Origin of the sequence: Rhodoferax sp., from assembly GCF_044236835.1 — a bacterium.
Lineage (GTDB): Bacteria > Pseudomonadota > Gammaproteobacteria > Burkholderiales > Burkholderiaceae_C > Allorhodoferax.
This window is the reverse complement of sequence record NZ_JBIIGC010000017.1, coordinates 32880-49237: the sequence shown is the minus strand read 5'-3', so window position 1 is coordinate 49237 and position 16358 is coordinate 32880. Positions and strand designations below refer to the sequence as shown.

At 64.5% G+C, this 16358-nt stretch carries 14 protein-coding genes; 6 read left to right on the top strand and 8 right to left on the bottom strand.

The window, feature by feature from the left end:
* Positions 1 to 49: 49 nt before the first annotated feature.
* Genes ACILRC_RS12250 through ACILRC_RS12230 form a run of 5 tightly spaced genes read left to right on the top strand, consistent with a single transcriptional unit; the run spans position 50 to position 5070 of the window.
* Positions 50 to 1153: a putative 2-aminoethylphosphonate ABC transporter ATP-binding protein gene (locus ACILRC_RS12250; RefSeq protein ID WP_395669653.1), complete on the top strand. Its 1104-nt coding sequence runs from the start codon at positions 50 to 52 to the stop codon at positions 1151 to 1153.
* Positions 1153 to 2829: a putative 2-aminoethylphosphonate ABC transporter permease subunit gene (locus ACILRC_RS12245; RefSeq protein WP_395669652.1), complete on the top strand. Its 1677-nt coding sequence runs from the start codon at positions 1153 to 1155 to the stop codon at positions 2827 to 2829. Before ACILRC_RS12250 ends, ACILRC_RS12245 begins: the two co-directional genes overlap by 1 nt.
* A gap of 46 nt (positions 2830 to 2875) precedes the next feature.
* Positions 2876 to 3688, top strand: coding sequence for a phosphonoacetaldehyde hydrolase (gene phnX / locus ACILRC_RS12240; protein WP_395669651.1), 813 nt, complete (start codon positions 2876 to 2878; stop codon positions 3686 to 3688).
* A 14-nt stretch (positions 3689 to 3702) separates the two neighbouring features.
* Positions 3703 to 4833: a TIGR03364 family FAD-dependent oxidoreductase gene (locus ACILRC_RS12235; protein ID WP_395669650.1), complete on the top strand. Its 1131-nt coding sequence runs from the start codon at positions 3703 to 3705 to the stop codon at positions 4831 to 4833.
* 39 nt (positions 4834 to 4872) lie between these two features.
* Positions 4873 to 5070, top strand: a complete 198-nt coding sequence (locus tag ACILRC_RS12230; RefSeq protein WP_395669649.1) for a hypothetical protein — start codon at positions 4873 to 4875, stop codon at positions 5068 to 5070.
* Between the two features lie 47 nt (positions 5071 to 5117).
* On the opposite strand, the gene ACILRC_RS12225 is transcribed toward ACILRC_RS12230, so the two are convergent.
* The 5 genes from ACILRC_RS12225 to ACILRC_RS12205 all read right to left on the bottom strand — a co-directional run bounded on the left by ACILRC_RS12225 (position 5118) and on the right by ACILRC_RS12205 (position 11999).
* Complete coding sequence (locus ACILRC_RS12225) at positions 5118 to 7049, bottom strand: YhgE/Pip family protein (protein ID WP_395669648.1); 1932 nt, start codon at positions 7047 to 7049, stop codon at positions 5118 to 5120.
* A 75-nt stretch (positions 7050 to 7124) separates the two neighbouring features.
* Positions 7125 to 8375, bottom strand: a complete 1251-nt coding sequence (locus ACILRC_RS12220) for an NAD(P)/FAD-dependent oxidoreductase (RefSeq protein ID WP_395669647.1) — start codon at positions 8373 to 8375, stop codon at positions 7125 to 7127.
* Positions 8375 to 9172 (bottom strand): DUF3047 domain-containing protein, encoded by a 798-nt coding sequence (locus tag ACILRC_RS12215; RefSeq protein ID WP_395669646.1) that lies wholly within the window; start codon positions 9170 to 9172, stop codon positions 8375 to 8377. The genes ACILRC_RS12220 and ACILRC_RS12215 overlap by 1 nt, the downstream gene beginning before the upstream one ends.
* Complete coding sequence (locus tag ACILRC_RS12210) at positions 9172 to 11397, bottom strand: FAD-dependent oxidoreductase (protein WP_395669645.1); 2226 nt, start codon at positions 11395 to 11397, stop codon at positions 9172 to 9174. The genes ACILRC_RS12215 and ACILRC_RS12210 overlap by 1 nt, the downstream gene beginning before the upstream one ends.
* Positions 11394 to 11999 carry a CDP-alcohol phosphatidyltransferase family protein gene (locus ACILRC_RS12205; protein ID WP_395669644.1) on the bottom strand — a complete coding sequence of 202 codons (606 nt, stop codon included), beginning with the start codon at positions 11997 to 11999 and terminating at the stop codon, positions 11394 to 11396. Before ACILRC_RS12205 ends, ACILRC_RS12210 begins: the two co-directional genes overlap by 4 nt.
* Before the next feature lie 87 nt (positions 12000 to 12086).
* Here ACILRC_RS12205 and ACILRC_RS12200 point away from each other — a divergent pair, with 87 nt between their 5' ends.
* Positions 12087 to 12890, top strand: a complete 804-nt coding sequence (locus ACILRC_RS12200; protein ID WP_395669643.1) for a DODA-type extradiol aromatic ring-opening family dioxygenase — start codon at positions 12087 to 12089, stop codon at positions 12888 to 12890.
* 3 nt (positions 12891 to 12893) lie between these two features.
* On the opposite strand, the gene ACILRC_RS12195 is transcribed toward ACILRC_RS12200, so the two are convergent.
* Genes ACILRC_RS12195 through ACILRC_RS12185 form a run of 3 tightly spaced genes read right to left on the bottom strand, consistent with a single transcriptional unit; the run spans position 12894 to position 16346 of the window.
* The gene (locus tag ACILRC_RS12195) at positions 12894 to 13586 is read right to left on the bottom strand and encodes an ATP-binding cassette domain-containing protein (RefSeq protein ID WP_395669642.1); all 693 of its coding nucleotides are present in this window, start codon (positions 13584 to 13586) and stop codon (positions 12894 to 12896) included.
* On the bottom strand, positions 13583 to 15247 hold the full coding sequence (locus ACILRC_RS12190; RefSeq protein ID WP_395669641.1) for an ABC transporter permease: 1665 nt from the start codon (positions 15245 to 15247) through the stop codon (positions 13583 to 13585). The genes ACILRC_RS12195 and ACILRC_RS12190 overlap by 4 nt, the downstream gene beginning before the upstream one ends.
* A gap of 40 nt (positions 15248 to 15287) precedes the next feature.
* A complete protein-coding gene (locus tag ACILRC_RS12185) occupies positions 15288 to 16346 on the bottom strand; it encodes an aldo/keto reductase (RefSeq protein ID WP_395669640.1) in 1059 nt (352 codons plus the stop codon).
* Between the last annotated feature and the right edge of the window lie 12 nt (positions 16347 to 16358).

The following is a 16358-nucleotide window of genomic DNA, read 5'->3' as shown; positions in this document are numbered from 1 at the left end:
CAACCGGGCGCTACTGCAGCGCCCTTTTTCTTGCATGGAACCTACCGTGATGTCCTCACCAGCTCCCTACCTTGACGTGCTTCGAGTGAACAAGCGGTTTGGCGACTTTTGGGCGCTGCGTGACGTTTCGCTCAGCATCCAGCCCGGTGAGTTTGTTTGCTTTCTGGGCCCTTCTGGCTGTGGAAAAACCACCTTGCTGCGCATCATTGCTGGCCTGGAGCAGCAAGACGGCGGAACCATTGTGCAAAAAGGGCGCGACATCTCGAAGCTGCCGCCGTCGCAGCGCGACTTCGGCATCGTGTTCCAGTCATATGCCTTGTTTCCCAACCTGAATGTGCGTGACAACGTGGGCTACGGCCTGCAGGGAAAGCAGTGGCCTGCCGACAAGCGAATGGCGCGGGTGAACGAGTTGCTCAGTCTGGTGGGTTTGTCTGCCTCTGACCGGAAGTATCCGGCGCAGTTGTCGGGCGGCATGCAACAGCGCGTTGCATTGGCACGTGCTCTGGCCAGCTCGCCTGGCTTGTTGCTGTTGGACGAGCCCTTAAGCGCACTGGACGCGCGGGTGCGCGCCCACTTGCGCAGTGAGTTGCGCCAATTGCACCAACGCTTGGGTGTGACCACCATCATGGTGACGCATGACCAAGAAGAAGCCCTGAGTTTGGCGGACCGCATTGTTGTCATGAACCACGGGAGCATTGATCAGATCGGAACGCCGCAACAGATTTACCAACAGCCCACTAGCGCGTTTGTGGCGGACTTTGTCGGAAAGACCAATCCTTTACCGGCCCGCCGCACATCGCCCGGCCGCTACGACTGGCATGGTTTGGAGTTGCTGTGCGAGATCCCTAGTGGGTCGGCAGAGCAGTCCGAGTCGGTGACGTTGACCGTCAGGCCAGAGGACATCGTGCTTCACGACGCATCAACACAGCCCGCTGCAGTTGCAAACCGCTGTGAAGCACAGGTGCAGGATTTGGAGTTCCTGGGTGCGTTCTGTCGGGTCAGCATGCGTGTGGCTTGCAATGGCCAGACCCTGGTAGCCGACGTGCCCACCGCGCAGGCGCTGCGCATGGGGTTGCGCATGGAGCATCCCTTGGTCATTGATCTGCCCGCCCCCCACATGCGGGTGTTTGCAAACAACCCTTTGGCGGCCTGATGCTGGTGCAATGGCGGCAATTGGACCGGGACGCCTGGCTCATGCGCCTGGGCGTTGTCCTTTTGGGCCTGTGGCTGGCGCTCACGCTGGTTTTGCCGCTGGGCACATTGCTCATTAAAAGCTTTGAGGATGCGGACGGCAACTTGGTCGGTTGGGCCAACTACAGCCTGTACTTCAGCACACCGTCCCTGTTTGAGTCCTTGTGGAACAGCTTGTGGGTGTCATCGCTGATCACGGCAATCACTTTGCCGCTGGCTTATCTGTATGCCTACGCATTAACCCGAAGCGCGATGCGTGGCAAGTCCATCTTCAAGGCGCTGGCCTTGATTCCGATTTTGGCGCCGTCCTTGCTTCCGGCAATTTCGCTCATTTATTTGTTTGGTAACCAGGGCCTGCTCAATAGCTGGCTGATGGGTGCCTCCATTTATGGCCCGCTGGGCATTGTGATTTCGCAGGTCTTTTATGTCTTCCCGCATGCGCTGATGATTCTGGTGGTGGCGCTTAGCATGGCCGATGCGCGCCACTACGAAGCGGCCAAGGTGCTGGGTGCTTCGCCGTGGCGCATTTTTTTTACGGTGACGTTGCCGGGCAGCAAGTACGGTCTGATCAGTGCCGGCTTTGTGGTGTTTACCCTCGCAATCACCGACTTCGGCATTGCCAAGGTGATTGGTGGACGCTTCAACGTGCTGGCCACCGATGTCTTCAAGCAGGTCATTGGTCAACAGAATTTCCAGATGGGCGCAGTCGTTGGCTTCATCTTGTTGCTGCCTGCCGTATTGGCATTCGCAGCGGACCGTTGGGTTCAGCAGCGCCAGGTGGCCCTGCTAAGCGGCCGCTCGGTACCGCTGGTGCCGACGCCGAGTGCGCCGCGCGATTGGGCCTTGTGGGCCTTTTGTGCGCTCGTAGCCTTTGCCATGCTGGTGGTACTGGGGATGGCGATCTGGGCGTCCCTGGTGACCCGCTGGCCCTACAACTTGAGCCTGACACTTGCCAACTATCGGTTCTCAGACTTCGATAGCGAAGGATGGAGCGCTTACTTCAACTCACTGCACCTAGCGGCTTGGACGGCCGCAGTGGGCACCATGATTGTGTTTTCTGGCGCGTATGTCATCGAGAAAACACGGGGCTTTGTGTGGGCACGCAACGCCACGCAACTGATGGCAATGCTTTCAATGGCCGTCCCGGGGCTCGTGCTTGGCTTGTCTTACATATTTTTCTTCAACGCTCCGGGCCATCCCTTGGGCTTCATCTACGGCACCATGGCGATTTTGGTTATCAACTCGGTTGCACACTTCTACACCGTCGGCCACATCACTGCCATAACGGCACTCAAGCAGCTGGACGGGGAATTTGAATCTGTATCAGCGTCTTTGAAGGTGTCGGTGGGCCGCATGTTTCGCCGTGTGACCCTACCGGTGTGTTTGCCTGCGGTGCTGGACATCAGCATCTACCTGTTTGTCAATGCGATGACTACGGTCTCTGCGGTGATCTTTTTGTATGGCTCCCAGACCAAGCTGGCAGCGGTGTCCATCATTCACATGGACGAAGCGGGTTTCACTGCGGCGGCAGCGGCGATGGCGGTGGTGATTGTGGCCACATCGGCCTGCGTCAAGGGTCTGCACAGCCTCTTGACCCACCGCCTGAGCAAAGCGACACAAGCGTGGCGGGTTCGCTAGAGCCTGCGGCAGCCCTCCATTTTTTTACAACCAGTGAGTTCCCTGTATGCCTAACAAACTAGAGGCCGTGATCTTTGACTGGGCAGGCACCATCGTAGACTTTGGCTCCTTTGCACCCACCCAGATTTTTGTAGACGCTTTTGCCCAAGCCTATGGCTTTGCTTTGAGTCTAGAGGAAGCACGTCGACCCATGGGCCTGGGCAAGTGGCAGCATATCGAAGCATTGGGCCAAGACCCCGACGTGGCTGCGCGTTGGACCCGCCAATTTGGCCGGGCGATGTCGCAAGAAGACGTGCGCCATCTGTATGACACCTTCATTCCCTTGCAAGTCGAGCGGGTGGGCGCCCACAGTGGGCTGGTCCCAGGCGCGTTGGCGGTGGTGCAAGCCTTGCGTGTGCAGGGATTCAAGATTGGCTCGACCACCGGCTACCCTCGCCAGGTCATGGAAAAACTCATGGTCTTGGCAAGCGAAAAAGGGTACGCGCCGGACTGCACCGTGTGTGCGGATGACTTGGCTGCGGGCGCCCGTCCGGGGCCCTGGATGGCGCTGGCGTGCGTTCAAAACTTGCAGATCGGCTCCGTGGCCCATTGCGTTAAAGTGGACGACACCGTGCCGGGCATTGCAGAAGGTATCAATGCCGGTATGTGGACGGTCGGCTTGGCTTTGTCCGGCAGCCCAGCGGGCCTCACATTGGCGGAGTATGAGCAGGCGGACGAGGCCACTTTGCAAGCGGTTCGTGACCGGGTAGCGCCCCTGTTTGTGGCGGCAGGCGCCCATTTTGTGATCGATACGGTGGCCGATTTGCCTGCGGTTTTGCGAACCATTGAACAGCGTTTGGCGTCAGGCCAACGCCCCTGACAGGGACTGGCGACATGAGCAAAATGACCACGGGAACCTACGACTTGGTGGTGGTCGGTGCCGGCATCATTGGCCTGGCGACCGCGTGGACCGCACGCCAGCGCGGCATGCGGGTGGCCGTGGTTGAGCGAAATGCGAGAGCTATTGGAGCCTCGGTGCGCAACTTCGGCTTCATCACCGTGACGGGGCAGCGCAGCGGTGCGCACTGGCAAAGAGCGCGCGACACGGCCGCCATCTGGCGCCAGGTCGCTCCCTTGGCTGGCATCGAAATCGTGCATGAGGGCTTGCATGTGTTGGCGCAGCGCCCCGAGGCGGTGGCGGTGCTGGAGGCCTTCATGAAAACCGAAATGGGTGAAGGTTGCACCTGGGTGCGCAGCGACAACGCAAGGCCACACTGGCCATGGCTGCAACCCGGTTTGGCGTTGCTGCATAGCCCGCACGAATGCCGGGTCGAGTCGCGCGACGCGATCGGGCGCCTGAGCCAATGGTTAGAGCAGTCGCAGGGCGTCGACTTCTATTGGAACACCCCGGTGCACGGCATTGCACTGCCCGAGATTGCCACCAGCCGTGGCAGCCTGCGAGCCGCGCATTGCGTGGTGTGTCCAGGTAACGATTTGAACACCCTGTTTCCTGAGGTGCTGGCCCAAGCAGGAATTCGACAATGCACCCTTCAAATGATGCGCGTGTCGCCTGGCCAGGCAGTCAAGCTGCCCAGTGCTTTCATGTCCGATCTCAGCTTAATTCGGTATGAGGGCTATGCGAATTTGCCAGAGGCGCAAGCACTCAAAACCCGCTTGCAAAGCGAACAATCTGCGGCGCTTGCCCAGGGCATTCACCTGATTGTGGTGCAGTCTGCGGACGGCTCTCTGGTGGTGGGCGACAGCCATGTGTACGGCGACGCGGAGGACCCGTTTGCCAGCGCCGACACCGAGGCGCTGATCATGCGCGAATTCCATCAGATCTTGTGCTTGCCTCGGGCTGAAGTGGTGGCACGTTGGAACGGCAGCTATGCGTCGGCCGAGGATGTGGCGTTCAAGGCCCGCCCCACGGTTGGGGTTGCATTGGGTGTGGTGACCGGTGGTACCGGTGCGTCGACATCGTTTGCGTTTGCGCGAGAATTGCTCGACTTGGCGCTTGCACCCTGACGGTGTGCATGCTGCCTTCAGATTGACTTTCCATCCCGCATGAAGCTCTCGCGTCTGTTCCAACCCCGCAACCCCTTGTTCTGGACCATGGTGGTCCTCAACCTGCTGTCTGCCGCTTTGGCTTGGATCAGCCACACCGTGCCCCTGGGCGCGTTTGCCAGTGTGGTGGTGGCTGTGTTTGCGCTGGGCAATGCGGTGCTGGGCACCTTGCTGGCGTGGCGGCTGGTCCACAGTTGATCGCTGCTGGGTCTTCGATCGCTGTCGCTCGGTTCCCCATTGCAGATTTAAAAGTCAATAGCGGGCCGCAGCGATTGCGCTTTGACGTAACGCCAGCGCCCCACCCAGCAGGCGCTGGCCAACGCGACCAGGCCGGCCAAGGCAATCAACAAGGTGGGCACCAGCCAGGCACCGCCGTAGGCGCCGAACATGGCCGCCTTGAGTGCGCGCACCACCCAGGTCAGGGGCAGCCAGGGGCTGAGCGTGGTGTAGAGGCTACCGCTGAGTTCGACCGGCAAAATGCCGCCGCTTGATGAGATCTGGAGCGCCAGAAACAGCATCGCCAGGCCCTTTCCAACATCGCCCAGAGCACGCGTCAGTGCGAACACAAAGGCCAAAAACGCCAACGCCGAGACCGCCAATCCCACCGCGAAGGCAAGTCCATGCACCACCTGGATTTGCAGTACCAGCCGCACTGTCAGCCAGATCAGCACCGTCTGCGCCGCCACCAGCGCCAGCGGCAAGGCGAGCTTGCCCAGCAGTTGCGCGGGCTGGGAGAAGAAGCGGGCCTGGCGCGGCTGCACCCGCACGTTGATCAAAAAAGCCGCAATACCCGCGCCCAGCCACAGCGCGGCCGGGATGACGTTGGCGGCAAACGCGTTGCCGCTGTTGGCCACCGGCGCATCCAACTCGACTTGGGGTACCACCGACGTGGCCAGGCCGCGCGGGCTGCCGTCGGGCGCGTCCACCGCGCCTGGTAGCGAGCGCTCCAGCAGGGTCAGCCCGGTCTCCAGTTGCACATTGCCCAACGCCAGGCGTGCGCTGCCATCGGCTACCGTCCGGGCACCGGCCGACAGGGCGGTGGCCCCGGTACCCAGGGCGTCCAGTTGGCTGTCGTCTGGCAGCTTGTTCACCACGCTGCGCACGCCGGCGTTCATGGCGCGCACCCCGGTGGTGAGTGTGCCCACGCCGGCGCCCAGTTGTGCAGCACCCTGTGCCAGCTTTTGTTGGCCGTTCATGGCCGCGCCTAAGCCGGTGTCGAGTTCGACCACGCCGGCATAGAGCTGGTCGAGTCCCTCGGTGATCTTGGTGGGGGTAAACACACTGTCACTGGCCTCCGTCCGGTAGGCGGCGACCTGCTCGCGCATTTGCTTACTCCCGCCTTGGAGTTCGCCCAGGCCCTTGGAGAGCTCCGCATGGCCCGCCGTCAGGGATTCGGCGCCTGCGTTGAGCAGGTCGAGGTCGCGGTTGCGCGCTCGCTTGGCGTCCAAGGTGCGCAGGCCAGCGGCGAGTTGCTTAAAGTCTTCGCCGTTGCGCACCAGTTGCTGCGCCAGGTCCTTCGAGCCTTCAGCGGTGCGGGCTGCCCCCGCTTGCAGCTGGGCGCTGCCACGGCTGATCTCATGGGCACCAGCGCGCAGCTGACCCACGCGTTCGCGCAATGCGTCCAGGCTGCGCTGCGAGCCTGCGGCGTTGAGCAGCACCAGGTTCCAGCGCCGCTCGTTGAGGCTTTCGTTGACATCGTGGCCAAGCTCGCGTGCGAACGTCTTGGCCATGGCGGCGCTCTCGTAGTTGTTGCCCTCGGAGGCAAACACCACCAACTTGCCAGCGCCTTGGGTATGGCCGGGCACCGCGTTGTCACTGAAGTCTGCCGGGATGATCAGGGCAAATGCCAAACCTCCCTGGCGCACCATGTGCCGGGCCTGCGCTTCTGTGGCAATGTCCACAAAGCCGAAGGTGTGGCGTTGGCGCAGCTCGGCAGCCACCTCGGCGCCCACATTGAAGGTGTGCTCGCGGTAATGCGTGCCAGTGTCCAAGTTAACCAGACCGACCGGCAGGGCACCGGTTTTGGAGGCGGGGTCCCAAATGCTGGAGAGGTATATCAGCGCGTACAGCGAAGGCAGCGCCGCCACCAACACCGCCGCCACCAGCAACTTGGGAAAGCGCAGAAAGAACCGCGCCTCCATTCGCGCGATCCAAATTGCGTGGGAAAACAGTTTCATGGCGATGGGCGCGTCGGTTCGGTGAGTGCGCGCCCATTGTCTACCAGAGGCAAGCGCATGCCGCTCGCCTGGGACTCAATCGGCGGCGTTGCGGTAGCGCGCGAGCAGGCGCAGCTCGGTGCGGCGCTTGAGCCACCCGACCCAGCGGCCGGTCAGCGCAAAAACCCCCCACGCGGCCAGCGCACGGCCGCCGCCCAGCGCCAGGATACGCAGCGGCGCGCGGGCCGGCCGCAAGGGTACAACCGAGTGCTTGCCGACTACCGCATGCAGATTGCGCAGAAGCGCAGCCGCGCCGTCCCGGTCGATGGTGGCCTGGGCCAAAGCCGTGACGTCAGCCCGGGCGCTGACTTCGCCGATGGCGAACACGTTGGCGTGGCTGGTCGAGCGCTGTAAGGCATTGACCGCCACCGCGCCCTGGGCATCGAGCGCCAGGCCGCTGTCATACAGCCACTGTGGCGCCACGCCACCCGTGGCCAGGATCGGCAGGTGGCAGGCCAGCGTGGCACCGCTGGCCAATTGCACAGCGTCGGCGCCCAAAGCGCTCGCGCGCTCGTGCAGCACGGTGATGCGTTGCGCCTGCAGAGCAGCCACCAGCTTCGCACGCACCGAGGGCGGGTAGCTGCCAGCCAATGGGCCACCGCCCGTGAGCAAAGTCACCGAGGCATTGGGCAGGCGGTGGCGTACAGCCAAGGCCATTTCGACACCGAGGGCGCCCGCACCTACGACCGCAATGCGCAGCCCGCTTTGCTGTCCCAATGCCACGACCTTGGCCCACTGGCTGGTAAACCGTTCAGCGGGGCGCAGCCACAGCCCATGCTCGCGCGCGCCAGGCAAGTGCGCTAGGCTGGAGCGGGTGAATTGCGCCGCGTCGGTGTTGACCGACAGCCAGTCGTACTGCATGGAGGTGCCATCGTCCAAGTGCAGCTTGCAGGTGTGGGCGTCCATCAGTTGCACGCCGCGGGTAAGCCATCGAATGCCGGCACGGCGCACCAAGGGTTCGAGGGCGATGGAACACTCCTGCAGGCTGTACTGTCCAGCCGAGTAGCCTGGCAGCAGGTTCGATGGCATGGTGCTGGCGTGCGGCGTAATCAAGGTAATGCGCGCGCCCACCAAGGGCTTGCGCGCCAGTTCCAACAACACATGCAGATGTGCCCAACCGGCGCCGACCATGACCAACTGGCGTGGCAGGTAGCCCGGCCTGGCTGCCGTGGGCAAGTTCGGCTCAGTCAGCATGGCGGGGTCATCCGCGGGCAGGCTGGGCGGCAAGGGTGCTTGGCTGTGGTGGACCCGCGTTGGCGGCTGGGGTGTGCTGGTGGTGTCTGGCATCAGGGCGCGGAGTGCAAAGTGATGTCGTCGAGGTAGCCCAGGCTGGCGCCGCCGGTGTTGTCTGCATCGGCGCCGACAGCGATGGCCACCAAGGGCGGTATCGTAGCCGAGGGGGAGCCAAAGGCCTGCGTGAAGTCGGCACCGAGGTCGCGCTGGTGGGCCGACCAGCGCCCCAGCGACAGCGCACCTGCGTCCACCACCAGGTAACGCACCCGCTGGGTGTAGGCGTTGGGCAGCACCGTGCCCACCGGCAGCGCGGTATCCCATACGTAGCACAGGGTGGCGCTGGGCAGGTTTTCGCCGGTCACAGCGCGGGCGAGCTGGAGCAGCGCGCGTTCGCCAAAAGGCAGCGTTTGCAGGGGCTGGTCGAACAGGGCGCAGACCTTGAGGGCGACATCGTCGCTGTCTTTGCGCTGCAGGTCGCTGCGCGCCAGGGGCATGTCTAGCCGCCAACGCCACCGCAACAGGCCAGGCGCACCGCTGCTGGCGCTGGCGGCGGGGTGGCTGAGCGTGCCGTAGGACTTGTCGCTGCGCAGGCGCAACACGTGACGGCCCTCGAGCACAGCGATGTCGATCTGGCTAGGCGGTGCTTTGCCCGCAGGCAGTGCGATGGCGCGCCAGGGCGCGGGCGGCGTGCCCACTGCCGCGGTGGAAAACGCGGTGATAGGCGTGGCTGGCGGCGGCGTTTGTGCCCCCGATGGGAGCGCCGCACACAGCACCTGCAGAAAGAGGGCGCTGCGGCCCAACCATGCCGTTTTGCGGCGGGCCGGTGGCGCGTGCTGAATGCGCGCTGCCATCAGCCGCCCCGGCGCCAGGTGTGGAACTTTTCTACCCAGGCCAGCAGCGCCCGGGGCTGGTGGGCGCGCTTCCATTCGCCAGCGACGTATTTGTTGGCCTCGGACATCGTCGGGTAGGTGTGGATGGTGCCCAAAATCTTGTTGAGCCCGAGTCGGTGTTTCATCGCCAGCACGTACTCGGCCAGCACATCGCCTGCGTGGCTGCCCACGATGGTGACGCCCAAGATGGTGTCTTTGCCCGGTACCGTCAGTACTTTGACAAAACCGTGTGCCGCGCTGTCGGCGATGGCGCGGTCCAAGTCGTCTAGCGGATAGCGGGTGACTTCGTAGGCGATCTTCTTTTCCTTTGCCTCGCGCTCGTTGAGGCCCACGCGGGCGACCTCGGGGTCGGTGAAGGTGGCGCTGGGAATCACCCGGTAGTCGGCCTTGAATTTTTTGAAGTCGCCAAACAGCGCATTGACCGCCGCGTACCAGGCCTGGTGCGCCGCCGTGTGGGTGAACTGGAAGGGCCCGGCCACGTCGCCTGCGGCGTAGATGTTGGGAAACACGGTTTGCAGGTAGGCGTTGGTGTCCACCGTGCGGCCGGTGGGAATGCCCAGCGCTTCCAGCCCATAGCCAGTCAAGCGCGCGGCGCGGCCGACAGCCACCAGCAGCTCGTCGAATTCCACTTCGAACTCGTCGCTCGTTGCGACTTGATCGCTGTCCGGGCTGGCCCCGTGGGTGGTGGCCCCGTTCGCTCCCGCTACCCTGCGCACCACCAACGTTTTGCGCGCGCCATCGCGGCCGCACCGCAGCGCTTGGTGGCCGGTGAGCAGGCGCACACCGTCGGCTTGCAGCGAGGCGGCCACCAAGGCCGATACCTCTTCGTCCTCGCGCGCCAGCACGCGCGGCGCCATTTCCACCTGCGTCACCTGGCAGCCCAGGCGGGCAAAGCTTTGCGCCAGCTCGCAGCCGATCGGGCCGCCGCCCAGCACCACCAGGCGCTGCGGCACCGCGTCCAGTTGGGCAAAGCGCTCCCACAGCGTGTCGCTGGTCACGTAGCCCACGTCGTCCAGGCCGGGTAGCGCAGGCACCACCGGGCTGGCACCAGCCGCAATCACGATGCTGCGGGTGCTCAGCGTTTGCGTGCTGCCATCGTTGAGGGCGATGCGCACCGTCCACGGGCTGGTGATGGTGGCGTGGCCTTGCAGCACCTCGACGCCCAGTTGGGTGTAGCGCTCCACGCTGTCGTGCGGCTCGATGGCGGCCACCACGGCGTGGATGCGGCGCATGACCGACTTGAAGTCAAAGCGCACTTCGGTGTCGGCCAGGCCATAGCGCGCGCCATGGCGCATCTGGTGCGCAAGCTGCGCGCTCTTGATCAGGGCCTTGCTGGGTACGCAGCCGTAGTTCAGGCAGTCACCGCCCATTTTGTGGGCCTCCACCAGGGTCACTTTGGCTTTGACGGCAGCGGCAATGTAGGCGGTCACCAAGCCACCGGCACCGGCTCCGATGACCACCAGATTGCGGTCAAACCTGCGCGGGCGGCTGGAGCGCCAGGGCGCGTAGATGCGCCGGCGTTCCAGCAGATTCACCACCGAGCGCGCCACCAGTGGCAGCAGACCCAGCAGCACCAGCGAACCCAGTAGCGCGGGGCTGGCTACATCGGCGACGCTGCGCAACTGCCCCAGCTGCGTGCCCGCATTCACGTAGACGGCGGTGCCCGCCAGCATGCCGACTTGGCTGACCCAGTAAAAAGTCCAGCTGCGGATGCTGGTGAGGCCCATGGCCAGGTTGATCACAAAAAACGGCACCACCGGGATCAAGCGCAGTGTCAGCAGGTACAGGGCGCCTTCGCGCTCCATGCCGCGGTTGATTTCGGCCAGCTGGTCTTTGAACCGTGCTTGCACGCTGTCGCGCAACAAGAAGCGCGCCATCCAAAACGACACGGTGGCCCCCATGCACGAGGCAAAGGACACCAGCAGCAAGCCCCAGCCGAAACCCAAAATCGCCCCGCCCGCCAGCGTCAGCACCACAGCGCCCGGCAGCGAAAAAGATGCCACCACCAGATAGCACACAAAGTAGGCGCCGCGCACCAGCCAGGGGGATTGCGCATACTGCGCCGCAAAGTCGGCTTGGCTGCTTTGCAAGTACTCCAGGCTCAAGAACCGCGCCAGATCGAAATGGACAAACGCCAGCGCCGCCAGCCCCAGCACCGCCAGCAGCACCACTTTGGACAGTTTCATGACAAGCTCCTCCAGCCCCACAGGGTGCGGGTCAGTATGGTGATAGCGCACAGGCCGGCAAAGCCGTAGGCCAGGGCCGCAAAATGTTCGGGCCACAGGCACATGGCCACAAAACAGGCCAGCGTCTCGGTGGCCTCGGTGAGGCCACCTAAGAAGTAGAAAGACTTGTTCGGAAAGTGGGCGCTAACAAAGCCACGCTTGGCGGCCAGCGCCGCAAACGCCAGAAAGCTCGCGCCTGTGCCCACAAACGCCGCCAGCAAGGTGGCCGCAGCCAACGCGTTGGCCTGCGGCTGCGCCCACGCAAACGCTAGCGGTACGCTGGCATAAAACAGAAAGTCCAGCACGATGTCCAGAAACCCACCGGCGTCGGTGGTCTGGGTTTGGCGGGCCACCGCGCCGTCGAGCGCGTCGCATAGGCGCGAGAGCAGCAAACACGCCAGCCCCGCGCCGTAGGCCTGCGCCGCAATCAGCGCCGCGCCCACCATGCCAATGCCAAAGCCGACCAAGGTGATGCGGTCCGCACGCAGGCCGCACCGCACCAAGAAGCGTGCCATAGTCTCGACGGGCGGGCGAATCAGCGCGGTGACGAAGCGGTCCAGCATAGGTCGTTGGGGGGAAGAAACTAAGATCGGGCGTTCAGGCGTTGCGGGTGCAATGCCCTTGGTCATCCTAACCGAGCAATTCTTACTATGAACTCCAACGTGCGCATGCCATCCCTCTTCGTGCCCCATGGCGGCGGACCGGCCTTTTTCATGCAGGGCGAAATGCACCAAGTGTTCGAGCCCATGCGCGAGTTTCTGGCCGGCGTGCACGCCACGCTGCCGGGCCGGCCCAGCGCGGTGCTGGTGGTCACAGCCCATTGGGAGGCCGACCTGCCCAGCTTCAGCGGCACGGCATCGCCCAGCCTGATCTATGACTACTACGGTTTTCCGCCTGAAACCTATGCGCTGACCTATCCCGCGCCGCCTGCGCCGGAACTGGCGCAAGCAGCGGCAGCGGCCTTGGCGGACGCCGGCATCCAAGCGCGGGTGGACAGCCACCGGGGTTGGGACCACGGCGTGTTCATTCCGCTCAAGGTGATGTTTGCCCAGGCCGACATCCCGGTGCTGGCCATGTCGCTGCAGTCGGACCTGAACCCGGCCGCCCACGTGGCCATGGGCGAGGCGCTGCGGGGATTGCGTGACCAAGGCGTGCTGGTGGTGGGCAGTGGCATGAGCTACCACAACCTGCGCAACTTCAACAGCCCCTCGGCGCATGCGCAGTCGGTGGCGTTCGATGCGTGGCTCGACCATGCTCTGGCAGGCGACGCGGCCCGCCGCCGGCAACAACTCGCGCAGTGGGCGCAGGCACCGTCCGGGCGCGAGTCGCACCCGCGCGAAGAGCATTTGCTGCCGCTGATGGTGGCCAGTGGCGCGGGCAGCGATTTGCCAGCGCAAAAAATCTGGTGTGGCCCGGCTGGCGCGTCGCAGGTCTCGGCGTGGCGCTTTGATTGACGCTTAGCGGGTGCCGGTAGGGCTCGGGTCGCTAGGGTTCAGGTCGGTACCGTTGGGGTTCCAGTCGCTGGAGCCGCCCAGCACGCACAGCCGATCCGGGTCGGCCACATCGGCCCGGTCGTGGGTGACCAGCAGCGCTGCAATGCCGCGCTGCGCGACCAGCCCAAACACCAGTGCGCGCATGCGGCCACGCAGGTCGGCATCCAGCCTGGAGAAGGGCTCGTCGAGCAACAGCGCTTCGGGGCGTGCCAGCAGGGCGCGGGCCAGCGCGATGCGGGCGCGCTGCCCACCTGAGAGTGTGGCCGGGTCGGCTTCGCCAAAGCCTTGCATTTCGACATCGGCCAATGCTTGCTGCACCGCCGCGTCGCGCTCGCGGCGCGCACCGGCGGGCAGCGCAAACAACAGGTTTTCGCGCACCGTCAGGTGGGCAAACAACAAATCGTCTTGCAACAACAGACCAACACGGCGCGCCTGGGTGGGCAGCGTGTCGATGCGCCGCCTGTGCAGCAGCACGCTGCCTGCGAACTCCATGCCCGGCGCCAGCGTGCCGCACACCGCCGCCAGCAGGCTCGACTTGCCGCAGCCGCTGGGGCCCATCAGGGTCAGCACCTGCCCAGCTTGGACCTCCAAGTGCAGCCCCTGCAGCAGCGTGCCGCGCGGGCTGCCCAAGCGCTCCAGTTGCAGCACCAGGCTCATGCAGGTCTCCCAAGGGTGTCAAAGCGCCGCGCGCGGCCCAGCCAAGCGGCCAAGGCAAACACCAGCACAGGCAGCAGCCACTGCAGCCAGGCAAATGCGGCCGCCAGCGAGCGCTGGCCACCAGCGGCCAAGGCGATGGCCTCGGTCGTCACGGTGGCAAAGCGCCCGGCGCCCACGTACAGCGTGGGCAGGTACTGCGCCACACTCACCGCAAACCCCACCGCAAAGGCAGAAGCCAATGCCGAGCGCAGCAACGGCCATTTGATGCGCCACAAAAACGCCGATCGGCTGCGCCCCAGACTGGCCGCCACCTGCCACGCCTGTGGCGAAAACCCGGTGTAAGGCCCCACCAGCGCCAGGTACACATAGGGCAGGCACACCAAGGTGTGTACCAACCACAAACCCCAGCCGGAGTGGCCCAAACCCCAGGCTAGCACCAGCCGGTGCAGTCCCACCACCCACAGCAGCGCGGGCATCACCAAAGGCAAAATCAGCGCCCATTGCACCAGCGCCGTGGTGCGCGGCGTGTGCGCCCCTGCGCCCCACTCCAGCCAGGCCACCACCCACAAGAGCGCGGTGCCGCTGGCGGCCAGGCCCAGCCACAGGGTGGTTTGCACTGTGCTGGCGCTTTCAAGCACCGACTGCCACGCCGCCAAGCTGACGGTCTCGGGCCACAGTGCGGGAAACGGCCAACTGCCCACTACGCTGCCCAGCAGCAAAGCCAGCAGCACGGCTGCGTACACCAGCGCCAATGTGGTCGCCGCGCTGTGGGCGCCAAGTCCACGCCATGGTGACCGTGTGGCGTCTGCGGTAGGCACCCCGGCGCTCCAGCGCTGGCGCAGCCAGCGGCCGCGCTGCAGTACGGTGACCAGCACGGCACCGACCACTAAAACGAGCAGTAGCAGGCCGGCGGCGGCGGCACCTTGGGCATTGCGCGCCGTATCGGCGTCTTGCAGCCATTGCCAGGCCAGCACCGCGAGCGTGGGCGGGGTGCCGGGGCCGATGACCAGCGCCATGTCCACCACCGTCAGGCTGTAGGCCCACACCGCCAATACCGGTGCGGCGAGCCGCGGCGCGAGCTGGGGCAGGGCGACACGCCACCAGGCAGTGGATGGGGCGTAGCCCAAAGTGGCAGCGAGTTGCAGCTCGCGCTGCAGGCGCTGGCCCACGTCGGGCCGCTGTAACCAGGCGGCAGCGCACCACAGCAGAAACGGAACTTCTTTGCAGACCAGCGCTGCAATCAAGCCCAGACCCCAAGGGTCTTGGGTGGTGTACCAAGGCGGCGGTGCGTCCAAGCCAGTGGCCCAGGGCGAGAGCGCACGCAGCACCCAACCACTGGGCGCGAGCAGGGCCACCAGCCCGATGGCGAATGCCGCGTGCGGCACCGCCAGCATCGGTGCGAGCCAGCGTTGCCAGCGCGCTTGGCCCGCGCCCACCAGAACCACCGATGCAATCCAAGCTGCCAGCGCACACGCCAGTATGGTGGAAGCCAGACCGGTCCACAGGCTCAGGCCCGAGGCGGCGCTTGTTTGCGGGTCGGCCCAAAGCGCCGCCCAGGCTTGGGGTTGCCAGGTGGCACCCAAACTGGCCCACAGGCTCCAACCCAGGGGCAGCAGCAACACGCCCGCCAACGGGAGTCCGGCGTTCAGGCGCGCTGGCATGGTGACCGGTGATGACCTAGGCGGTACCAAGTACCCTGGCTTAGCTGTGGCCCAGCACCGGGTGCGGCTGGTAGGCCAGTTCCAGCCTGGCGATGTCCTCGGCACTGAGCTGTACTTCAAGTGCGGCCGCGGCCTGGTCGAGCTGGGGCAGTTTGCTGGCACCCACAATCGGTGCGGTCACGCCCTTGTGAAGCAGCCAGGCGTAGGCCAGCGTAGCGTTGCTGACGCCTTTATCCGCGGCCAAGGCGGTTAAGTTGTCTACCACCTGAAAATCACTGGGGCGGTAGTAGTAGCTTTGGGCGATGTCGTCGGTCAGCGCGCGCGAGGTGCTGGTAGCAGCGGCTTTGGCTTTCTTGCTGTTGGCTGCGCGACCAGCGGGCCGTTCACTTGCTCCGGCGTTGGGGCTTGGCAGATCGGTGTTGCGCCGGTTGCCCGCCAAAAAGCCCCGGGCCAGCGGACTCCAGGGCAGCACCGCCACGCCCTGGTCCTGGCACAAAGGAATCATGTCGCGCTCCTCCTCACGGTAGGCCAGGTTGTAGTGGTTTTGCATGCTGACAAATCGGCTGCCACCTTGCTCCTTGGCCACTTGCTGCGCTTTGGCGAACTGCCAGGCCCACATGCTGCTGGCGCCCAGGTAGCGCACTTTGCCCGCGCGCACTACGCTGTCTAGTGCATCCATGGTTTCTTCGATTGGCGTTTGGGTGTCAAACCGGTGGATCTGGTAGAGGTCGATGTAGTCCATGCCCAGGCGTTTGAGGCTGTCATCCACCGCATGCAGGATGCGCTTGCGGCTGAGGCCCTGGGAGTTGGGTCCACCGCCGCGCCCTACGGGGAAGTACACCTTGGTGGCTACCACCACCTCGTCACGCTTGCAAAAGGCTTTGATGAACTTGCCGGTCAACACCTCGGACTCACCTGCGGAATACATGTCGGCGGTGTCAAAGAAGTTGATGCCCAAGTCGACCGCCCGTTTGACCAGCGGTTTGGACGCCGTGGCGTCAAGCACCCAAGGCCGCCAGGTGGACGAGCCGTAGGTCATCATGCCTAGACAAATGCGTGAGACTTGCAGTCCGGTGGTTCCCAGGCGAACGGTTTGCATCGATAGCTCCTG

What these genes read in the sequence shown, in the direction of transcription:
- ACILRC_RS12250 (WP_395669653.1), top strand. Translation starts at nt 50, where the DNA reads ATGTCCTCACCAGCTCCCTACCTTGACGTGCTTCGAGTGAACAAGCGG.
- ACILRC_RS12245 (WP_395669652.1), top strand. Translation starts at nt 1,153, where the DNA reads ATGCTGGTGCAATGGCGGCAATTGGACCGGGACGCCTGGCTCATGCGC.
- phnX (WP_395669651.1), top strand. Translation starts at nt 2,876, where the DNA reads ATGCCTAACAAACTAGAGGCCGTGATCTTTGACTGGGCAGGCACCATC.
- ACILRC_RS12235 (WP_395669650.1), top strand. Translation starts at nt 3,703, where the DNA reads ATGAGCAAAATGACCACGGGAACCTACGACTTGGTGGTGGTCGGTGCC.
- ACILRC_RS12230 (WP_395669649.1), top strand. Translation starts at nt 4,873, where the DNA reads ATGAAGCTCTCGCGTCTGTTCCAACCCCGCAACCCCTTGTTCTGGACC.
- ACILRC_RS12225 (WP_395669648.1), bottom strand. Translation starts at nt 7,049, where the DNA reads ATGAAACTGTTTTCCCACGCAATTTGGATCGCGCGAATGGAGGCGCGG.
- ACILRC_RS12220 (WP_395669647.1), bottom strand. Translation starts at nt 8,375, where the DNA reads ATGCCAGACACCACCAGCACACCCCAGCCGCCAACGCGGGTCCACCAC.
- ACILRC_RS12215 (WP_395669646.1), bottom strand. Translation starts at nt 9,172, where the DNA reads ATGGCAGCGCGCATTCAGCACGCGCCACCGGCCCGCCGCAAAACGGCA.
- ACILRC_RS12210 (WP_395669645.1), bottom strand. Translation starts at nt 11,397, where the DNA reads ATGAAACTGTCCAAAGTGGTGCTGCTGGCGGTGCTGGGGCTGGCGGCG.
- ACILRC_RS12205 (WP_395669644.1), bottom strand. Translation starts at nt 11,999, where the DNA reads ATGCTGGACCGCTTCGTCACCGCGCTGATTCGCCCGCCCGTCGAGACT.
- ACILRC_RS12200 (WP_395669643.1), top strand. Translation starts at nt 12,087, where the DNA reads ATGAACTCCAACGTGCGCATGCCATCCCTCTTCGTGCCCCATGGCGGC.
- ACILRC_RS12195 (WP_395669642.1), bottom strand. Translation starts at nt 13,586, where the DNA reads ATGAGCCTGGTGCTGCAACTGGAGCGCTTGGGCAGCCCGCGCGGCACG.
- ACILRC_RS12190 (WP_395669641.1), bottom strand. Translation starts at nt 15,247, where the DNA reads ATGCCAGCGCGCCTGAACGCCGGACTCCCGTTGGCGGGCGTGTTGCTG.
- ACILRC_RS12185 (WP_395669640.1), bottom strand. Translation starts at nt 16,346, where the DNA reads ATGCAAACCGTTCGCCTGGGAACCACCGGACTGCAAGTCTCACGCATT.